The 8,568-nt window shown below is 71.7% G+C and carries 6 protein-coding genes and 3 pseudogenes; 6 read left to right on the top strand and 3 right to left on the bottom strand.

Annotated elements, in window-relative coordinates; genetic code table 11:
• Positions 1-80: 80 nt before the first annotated feature.
• Positions 81-1,013 carry a DUF5996 family protein gene (locus tag EES43_RS24415; protein ID WP_124270709.1) on the bottom strand — a complete coding sequence of 311 codons (933 nt, stop codon included), beginning with the start codon at positions 1,011-1,013 and terminating at the stop codon, positions 81-83.
• A 242-nt stretch (positions 1,014-1,255) separates the two neighbouring features.
• Here EES43_RS24415 and EES43_RS24410 point away from each other — a divergent pair, with 242 nt between their 5' ends.
• Positions 1,256-3,805, top strand: coding sequence for a GTPase-associated protein 1-related protein (locus EES43_RS24410; RefSeq protein ID WP_241192524.1), 2,550 nt, complete (start codon positions 1,256-1,258; stop codon positions 3,803-3,805).
• A 41-nt stretch (positions 3,806-3,846) separates the two neighbouring features.
• Here EES43_RS24410 and EES43_RS24405 read toward each other — a convergent pair whose 3' ends face one another.
• Positions 3,847-4,326, bottom strand: coding sequence for an ATP-binding protein (locus tag EES43_RS24405; protein WP_124270708.1), 480 nt, complete (start codon positions 4,324-4,326; stop codon positions 3,847-3,849).
• A 153-nt stretch (positions 4,327-4,479) separates the two neighbouring features.
• Between EES43_RS24405 and EES43_RS24400 the strand changes: the two genes are divergently transcribed.
• The 5 genes and pseudogenes from EES43_RS24400 to EES43_RS24380 form a co-directional block, all read left to right on the top strand.
• A complete protein-coding gene (locus EES43_RS24400) occupies positions 4,480-5,346 on the top strand; it encodes a helix-turn-helix domain-containing protein (protein ID WP_124270707.1) in 867 nt (288 codons plus the stop codon).
• Complete coding sequence (locus EES43_RS24395) at positions 5,346-5,711, top strand: DUF397 domain-containing protein (RefSeq protein WP_124270706.1); 366 nt, start codon at positions 5,346-5,348, stop codon at positions 5,709-5,711. The genes EES43_RS24400 and EES43_RS24395 overlap by 1 nt, the downstream gene beginning before the upstream one ends.
• Before the next feature lie 89 nt (positions 5,712-5,800).
• Complete coding sequence (locus EES43_RS24390; protein WP_124270705.1) at positions 5,801-6,280, top strand: hypothetical protein; 480 nt, start codon at positions 5,801-5,803, stop codon at positions 6,278-6,280.
• A 75-nt stretch (positions 6,281-6,355) separates the two neighbouring features.
• A pseudogene (locus tag EES43_RS24385) lies at positions 6,356-6,727 on the top strand (transposase); the annotation flags it as partial.
• Positions 6,728-6,747: 20 nt separating this feature from the next.
• A pseudogene (locus EES43_RS24380) lies at positions 6,748-7,437 on the top strand (IS630 family transposase); the annotation flags it as partial.
• A gap of 163 nt (positions 7,438-7,600) precedes the next feature.
• On the opposite strand, the pseudogene EES43_RS24370 reads toward EES43_RS24380, so the two are convergent.
• A pseudogene (locus tag EES43_RS24370) lies at positions 7,601-8,417 on the bottom strand (transposase).
• Positions 8,418-8,568: the final 151 nt, after the last annotated feature.

Below are 8,568 nucleotides of genomic sequence, written 5' to 3'. Positions count from 1 at the left end.
ACCTGGCCCACGCTTCACGCATTCCGCACGCGCCCCGGGCGCGCTCGCGTCCCGTGTCGACGCGCTCGCCGCGCCCCGCTTCAGGATGCGCCGGACCAGCGCCGCGGGTCGATCTCCAGCACGCTCCTGTCCCAGGCCCCGCACTCCGCCGCCGCCTCGTAGGTGGTCCGCAGGAAGAGGGCGAGCACCTCGTCCGGTCGGTCCGCCTGCCTCACCGCCTCGTACGGCAGAAGGAACTGACCGTTCTCCTCGCTGTAGCAGGCGGCCTCCGGGCGCACCGGGTGACGGGCGAACCCTTCCGGCTCGGGGTAGGCGTAGGAGTAGAACGCTCCTTCCTCTCCGCCGCCCGGCCAGAATCCGCAACTGCTCAACTCCCGTGAGTACCCCTCGACCATGACCCAGTCACCGCAGTTCGGGGCACCGCCCGGATGTGGGGGCGCGGCCCTGCCGGAAAAGCGGGTGCAGGCCAGATCCATCGCGCCCCAGAAGAAGTGCACGGGCGAGACCTTGCCGGCGAACCCGGCGCGGAACCGCCCCATGACCCGGTCGGCCTGGAGCAGTTGGCGCCAGAACAGTTGGGCCGCCCGGGGGTCGTAGGCGGCGTGCCGCACGTCCTCGGCGAACGGGACGGCCGGATCGACTTCGTTCGGGTGCCCCTGGATCCGGGTGGGAATTCCCAGCTCGTCCAGGCAGGCGAGGAAGCGCGCGTGGAACTCGGCCACCGCCATGGGCTCCAGCTCGAAGGATCGCGCGCCCCCGTCGCTGCTCCGCAGGCGCAGCGCGTGGTCGACGAAGTCGAACTCCACGTCGAACATGCCCGCGCCGTACGGCACGCCCGAGGTCGACAGGCCGCGCGGCGTCACGTAGAGGGTCACCTGCCACCAGTGATTGAGCAGCGGCGCGTGGGCGAGCCTGGCCTTGCCCACGATCTGCGTCCACATGTGCAGCGTTTCGCGGGTCTCCGTCCAGTCGTGCACGGCCAGTCGCGGCCACGATCCGGAATCGGGCGGCATGGGCGACACCTTTCCTCGTCGGACGGCGCGGTCACCTCCCCCAGATTCCGTGCGGCGCGCGGAAAGGGCCACCCGCGCGCCGCGAACGGGCGACCTCGCGGTCACGACGGGCTCCGTGCTGTCGCAGGCGGGCCGCGCGGTCCTTGATAACGTCGCCCCCGCGGCTGCGGACTTCTCCCCCGACCCGGTCGCGTGGGTGGGTGGACGGGGACCGGTCGCGGCAGGACGAAGAGGGCCGACAGATGAGCCTTGCACAGGTGCACTACACCTCCGCCGCGCCGGGGGACGAGGACGGGACGGCGGGCCGGTTCACGGCCGTCGGGCCCGGGGTCGCCGCGGCGTTGCTGGAAGAGATCGAGCCGCTGGTCCGCTACGCCCTCCCCGGCTCCGCGCCCGCCCGGCCGAACGACGCCGAACTGCGTTCGCTGCCGCAGGCGTTCGGGTACGCGGCGCTGTCCGACGGCAGCCGTCTCGTGTTCCGTACGGCCCCGGCGCGCGGCGACGACACCGCCGCCGTCCGCTTCCACACGCACGCCGTGCACCTGCCGCCGGGTGTGCCGCTGCCCGGCGACCGGTTCGCGGTCGAGGCGTGGCGCTCGCCGCACTGGGCGTCCACGACACCGCCCGGCGGCGCGATACCCGACCCGCTCGGCGCGCTGCCGCCGGGCCCCGCCCCCGTACGCGAGGGACTGGACGACTTCGCCGTCTCGCGCGGGCCGTGGCTCGCCGCCGTGCTGGCCGATCTGCGCCGGGCGAGCGAGCCGGACGCGCCGGACCGGCGGCCCGTGGTGCTGGTGGAGCGGCAGAGCGCGGACGTGGCCCGGTGGCTGGGGCTGGCGGCGGTCGCGCTGCCGAGGGAGCACGTCGAGCGGCTGACGTTCACCACGTACACCCGGCAGCACGCGGGCTCGGCCTTCCGGGTCGCGGGAGCCGTGCCCGAGGACGCGGCGGCGGCCCGGGACGCGGGGCTCCGGGTCCATGTGTGCGCGGGCCCGGCCCCGGCGGGCGGCGGCGAGGACGCCTGGGCGCAGACGGCCGCCCGGGTGTGGCGGAGCCGGTCGCCGGAGCTGTTCGAGGAGGCGGGCGAGCTGCCCGGGGAGCCGTTCGCCGCCGGTCCGCTGGCGGTGACGGCGCTGTGCGCGGGCATCGCGCTCGGGCCCGAGGAGCGGGCGGCGGCGGCCGAGTGGGCCGCCGACCGGCCCTACGCGCTGGACGCGAAGCGGACGGGCCAGTTGGTGGAGGCGCTGACCTCGCCGGGCGTCGACGACCGGTCGGCCGCCGAGTTCGACGCGGTCGGGCGGCTGTTCGGCGCACTGGACGGGCGGTGTCCGGCGGCGGTCACCGCACCGCTCGCCGCGATGCTGGTCACCGAGGCCGTACGCGGCGGCAACGGCTCGCTGGAGCTGCCGCGCCGGGACGCGTTCACGGGGCCGGAGGGCGCGGCGATCGCGGCGGTGCTCGGCCCGGAGATCCTGACCGAGCTGGGCAGCGGCGCGGGCAGGGCCCGTACGGTGGCGCGGACCGTGCAGTTGCTGCGGGTGGCCCGGCTGCTGGGCGTGGACGGCCGGGAGCTGCTGCCGGAGGTCGTGGACCGGCTGGCGCCCGCGCTGCTGACGGAAGCCGCGGCGGCGGCGCAGGAAGGCCCGGGTCGGGAAGGCCCGGGTCGGAAGGGCGCGGCACACGGAGGCGCGGCGGGCGCGGGACGCGGCGATGGGGCCGGGGCCGCAGGAGCGGCGGAACCGTCGGCCCCCGCCTTCGCACCGGCTCTGCTGGAGCTGCTGGACGAGCAGTTCGACGTACGGACCGCGCTGCTCGGCGCGCTGGACCGCCTCGCTCCTCGGAGTCCCGGCGCGGTGGCCCGGTTCCTGGAGCGGGTCGCGCTGCCGTTCACCGGCACGCAGTCGCTGCCGCACCTGCGGATGTGCGCGGAGGTGACCGGGGCGATGACGACGCTGGGCGGCGACCGGGCCGCCGTGTGGCACCGGGTGCTGCGCGCGGCGGGCGTCTCCCCGTTCGCCGAGCCGCTGGTGCTGCGGACGGGGGTGGGCCTGGTGTGGGAGGACCGGGCCCCGACGGTCGCGGAGGCCCGGCTGCTGCTGGAGGCGGCGACCTCGGACGCGCACCGGACGGCCGGTACGTGGGCGCGCCTGGTCGACGCGGCGCTCGGCGCGCCCGTGGACGCCGACGAGGCCGCCACCCTCGCCCACGACCTGCTGCGCGGGTTCCCGCAGGAGATCGGAGGGCGGGAACGGGCCGCCCTCCTGCTGCTGGACCTCTCGCGCGACCTGCGGACCGGGGCCCCCGAGCCCGGCTGGGCGGAACAGGTGCGGACCCTGTGCGCACAGGCGGCACCGGTCGAGCCGGCGCTGCGGGAGCGGGCGGTCGTCGCTCTCGTCGAACGCCTGCTGGCCCCGGACCGTCCGGGCGCGGAGCTGTACGCCTTCGTCCACAGCGACGACGCCGAACTGATCGCCGCCTACGACCGGGCCGCCCGCACGGAGGCCGTGCGCGGCCGGCTGCGGAGCCGGCCCGCGTACGCGGCGGACTGCTTCAGCGTCTGGACCGCCCACCCGCACGCGGGTTCCGCCTGGACGGCCACGGCCGCCGGGCTCCTCGACGACGTCCTGCGCCCGGCCGTACGCGCCCTGTCCGCCGAGGCCGTCGCGGAGGTCGAGGAGACGGTCGGCCGGACGGGCAGCAGCGGCCGGGCCGACGCCTTCCGGGACTGGAACCGGTCGAGTTCGCTGGGCCGCCTGGGACGGCGTATCGCCGGGCGGATGCGGCGCTCCTGACGCTCCCGGCGGCCCGGACGCCCTGACCAACCCCACGGCCGTCAGTGCAGCAGGTCCAGCTCCGCGCGGACCGTCTTGCCGGGCGTCCTGTCCGGCCCCTGCTCGCGGTCGAGCACCGCCCAGCGGTCGGCCAGCGCGTCCACGATGAGCAGCCCGCGTCCGCTGTCCGAACCGGACGACGGCTCGGCCACCCGGCCGGGACCGGGCGGACGGCGCTCGCCGAGGGAGTCGGAGACCTCGATCCGCAGGAGGCCGAGGACCGACGGTTCACCGGGCGCGTGCACCAGCCGCAGTTCGAAGTCACGGCCCGGGACGCGTCCGTGCGTCACGGCGTTGGCCGTCAGCTCGCCGATGATCAGCGCGGCCGACTCCGACGCGTCACTGAGGTACGGGATGCCCCAGGCGTGCAACTGGAACAGACCGACGCGGCGGGCGAGCCGGGCACCGCGCGGATTCGCCCGGAAGAGGCGCTTGAACACACGTACGGTAACGTCGGGTTGAGCTTTCACAGGTGCTTCCATGCCCCTACCGTCCCGATCCCGGACCCCTGTTCACCAGGTCAGCGACTCGTACGCTGAGTCAGCGTACGAGTACGAAGGGTGGACGGTACGGGTCACGTTCCGTGAGCATGGTCGGGTTGCGGACCAGGACAGGCGCACGGGAGGTGGCCGTACATGACGGACGGCACGGGTTGCACGGGTGGCACGTACGAGAGCATCGGCGGCGGGGGCGGCACGGAACCCGAACCGCAGGACAGCCTCAAGGCGTTCGGCGAGGTGGTCAAGGGCTTCCGCAAACGGGCCCGGCTGACCCAGGAGGAGTTCGCGCCGCGCGTGCGGTACTCGGTGCCCACGGTCTCCTCGATCGAGCAGGGCCGCCGCTTCCCCACGCCCGCGTTCGTGGACCGGGCCGAAGAGGTGCTGGACGCGTTCGGTGTGATCCGGGGCGCGGCAAAGCATCTGACGCGGCGGGCGGGGCTGGCGAGCTGGTTCCGGCACTGGGCGCAGCTGGAGCAGGAGGCGGTGAGCCTGTACACGTACGAATGCCGGTTGGTCCCGGGCCTGTTGCAGACGCCCGCGTACGCTCGGACGCTGTTCACGGACCAGTTGCCGCCGCTCGGGGACGAGCAGATCGAGGCGCAGTTCCGGGCGAGGATGGAGCGCCAGCAACTGCTGCGGAACCGGCCGAACACGGCGTACAGCTTCATCCTCGAAGAGCACCTGTTCCTCAGGAAGCTGGGCGGCGAGGCGGTCACACGGGACCTGGTCGAACACGTCCTCGCGCTGGCCGAGCTGCGCAATGTGGAGGTGCAGATCGTGCCGCTGGTACGGCGCCACCATGCGGGACTCGGCGGGCCGATGCGGCTGCTGGAGACGCCTGAACATCAATGGGTCGCTTACTTCGAAGGGCAGGAGCACGGGCAGTTCATCTCCGACCCCAAAGTGGTCAGCACGCTCCAGATGCGGTATGCCAGGATGCGTTCGCAGGCTCTCTCGTTGGAAGACTCTCTGAGCCTGTTGCGGCGGATGCGAGGAGCATGATGAGCACCACAGATCTGGCCTGGTTCAAGAGCAGCTACAGCGGCGGCGACGGCGACTCCTTCGTCGAGGTGGCGTTGGAGTGGCGCAAGTCGAGCTACAGCAGCGGCTCGGGCGACGACTGCGTCGAGGTAGCCATGGACTGGCACAAGTCCACCTACAGCAGCGATTCCGGCGACTCCTGCGTCGAGGTCGCCATGGACTGGCACAAATCCAGCCACAGCAGCGGATCCGCCGGCGACTGCGTCGAGGTCGCCGCTTGCCCCTCCACCGTCCACGTCCGGGACTCCAAGATCGAGCGGAGCCCGCAGCTCGCTCTCGCGCCCGACGCCTGGGCGCGTTTCGTGGCGTACGCCGTCGCTGGCTGAGGCGGCGGTCGCGGTACTGCGGGTACCGTAAAGAGGTACTGATCTCGTGGGCCTCCTGGCGGGCTGCGTGAACCCCCAGGAGGAACACCATGACGACGAACCGCGGACGCAAGGACGTCATCCGCGACCGGATGGCCGCCACCGGCGAGTCGTACAACGTCGCCGCCCGCAATCTCAAGGCGATGAAGGACATGGGCGCGACCCGTGAGGCCGTGCTCGTGCAGCGCTGGCAGCCCGCGGACTCCTTCGACGTGCCGTGCCCGTGCGGCGGGACCTGCGAGCCCGGCGAGACCTGCGGGCGCTGCCACGCGCGGCACCGGCACGTGAAGCGCTACCCGGGCAGCACGACCGAGGTGGAGACCTGGGCCGACCGCTACGAGTGCACCGGCTGCTCGTCCTCGTACACCCTGACCGTCCACCTGGCGGGCCGCCCGTGGGGCGTCGCCGAGACCGTGGTGCGGGGTGGCTCGGCGGAGGAGGTCGTGCGGGCGCGGGTGTTCCCGGGCGTCATCCACCCGCTGCTGCGCTCGGAGGGGCAGCCGGGAACCGCCGACGCCGACGAGGAGTGACGGGCAGGGCGGGACAGCAACAACGTGACCGAGGCCGAGTCCATCGAGCCGTCTGAGGCCGTGGTGTCGAAGTCAATGGACGACCGGCTGATCGACGAGCTCGTGGGTCGGGCTCAGGCCGAGGGCCTGCAGCTGACCGGCGAGGGCGGGCTGCTCCAGCAGCTGACCAAGCGGCTCCTGCAGTTCGCTCTCGAGGGCGAGATCACCGACCACCTCGGCTATGGCAAGCACGATCCGGCGGAGAAGAACGGCGGCAACTCCCGCAACGGCACCCGAGCCAAGACCGTACTGACCGACGTCGGCCCGGTGGAGATAACTGTGCCCCGTGACCGCGAGGGCTCCTTCGAGCCGAAGATCGTCAAGAAGCGGCAGAAGCGCCCTTCCGGCGTCGACGAGATGGTCATCCCGCTCGCCGCGAAGGGCCTGACGACCGGTGAGGTCCAGGCCCCTGTCCGAGGTCTATGGCACCGCGGAAGATCACGGACGAGCAGGTCGAAGCCCTGGTCGCCAGGCCCCTCGGCCAAGCTCCGCCGACGGGTGATTCGCAATGGCCGACACGTTCGATGGCCGAGGCCGAGGGCATGTCGCAGTCGGCCGTCGCGCGGATCTGGCGGGCGTTCGGTCTCAAGCCGCACATCATGGAGACGTGGAAGCTGTCGACCGATCCGCAGTTCGTGACCAAGGTCCTTGACATGGTGGGCATTTACCTCACGCCGCCGGAGAACGCCCTGGTCCTGGCGGTGGACGAGAAGTCGCAGATACAGGCCCTGGACAGGACCCAGCCCGTTCTGCCGATGGCTCCCACTACGCCGGCGAAGATGACTCACGACTACGTCCGGCACGGCACGACCAGCCTGTTCGCCGCCCTGGACATCGCCTCCGGCTCGGTCATCGCCCAGCACCCCCGCTTCCACCTGCACTTCACCCCCACGTCGGCGTCCTGGCTCAACCCCGTCGGGTGCTGGTTCGCCGAGCTGCCCTGCCGCAAACTCCGCAGATCGACCCACCGCAGCGTCGTCGAACTCGAACGGGACATCCGCGGCTGGATCAACGAGTGGAACAAGAACCCCAAGCCGTTCGCCTGGACGAAGACCACCGACGACATCCTCGACACCCTCGCCGCGCACTGCACACGAATGAACGACTCAGGACACTAGTACTGCCACGGTCTTTGATCTGATGGTTGGGCAGTTTCGGGTGGTGTGTGGCCGCGTCGTTTGTAATGGCTGGTGCGGGCCTGGTGTTGTCGTTGGCGGCGCCAGTGTGACCAGTGCAGCACGTGGTGGGCGGGTGGGGGTTGGCGGTGGGTGAGGCGGTGGATCAGGCGTCGTAGTTCCGGGAGGGTGAGGGGGATGAGCTGGGAGGATCCGTTTCTGCTTTGTCGGGATCCGCCTCGCGGGCCCGCAGGACGGTGAGGCAGGCGTGGGCGGCCATGGTCAGGCTGATGTGGCGGTGCCAGCCGGGATAGCGGCGAAGCTGGTAGTCGTCCGGGCCGCACTCCTGCTTCGCGATCTGGAAGCATTCCTCGACCGCCCACCGGCTGCCCGCGACATGGATCAGCTCGTCGAGGGTTGTGTCGGCCGGGCAGTAGGCGATGTAGTACGAGATCTGATCGGGTCGGCTCACGCTGCGGCGGGCGATCACCCAGTGTCGGCGGTCCTCACGGTGCCATGGCCGGACCTCGCCCCTGGCCCAGTCGTACACCCGCGGCCCGTGGGCTCCGTTTCCGCAGGAACGGTTCACCTGGCAATTTTCCGTACGGCCTGCCGTTCCGGAGTACTGGCGCTGGACTCCGGCCGAGCGGACCCCCTTCTTCAGGAAGCCCGTGTCGTCCACGATCAGCACCGCACCGGGATCACCCAGATGCTCGACCACATAGTCACGCACGTCGTCCAGGACCTCATCGGCGTCCCAGTCGCACCGGTTCAGCAGCCGGTGCAATCCGGTCAGGGCCGCCATGACCAGCCTCCTCCGCGAGCGTCCAGCCGTTCTTCCGCTCCAACGGCGCTATCAGCCCCCGCATATACGCCAGCGCCGACTCCCGCGGCTCCGACCGGGCAAACCGGTGCACGAACCGCTCATGCACCTCACCCAGCCCCGCCGCCCACCGCTTCACATCACCAAGAACCCCACCCATAACCACCCCAACGACCAACCTGGCCACCAGTCACACCAAACGCCGTCGCAGTACTAGGGACTACCCCTGGGGACCAGGGGCACCTATTTACCATTTAATAGCACTTCCAATACCTTTATATGGAAATTGGGAGTTCTCATGTCTGTGCGCC

This window comes from Streptomyces sp. ADI96-02, assembly GCF_003846185.1.
Classification (GTDB): Bacteria; Actinomycetota; Actinomycetes; order Streptomycetales; family Streptomycetaceae; genus Streptomyces.
Note: the sequence above shows the minus strand (reverse complement) of the source record. Positions and strands in the feature narration are given on the sequence as shown.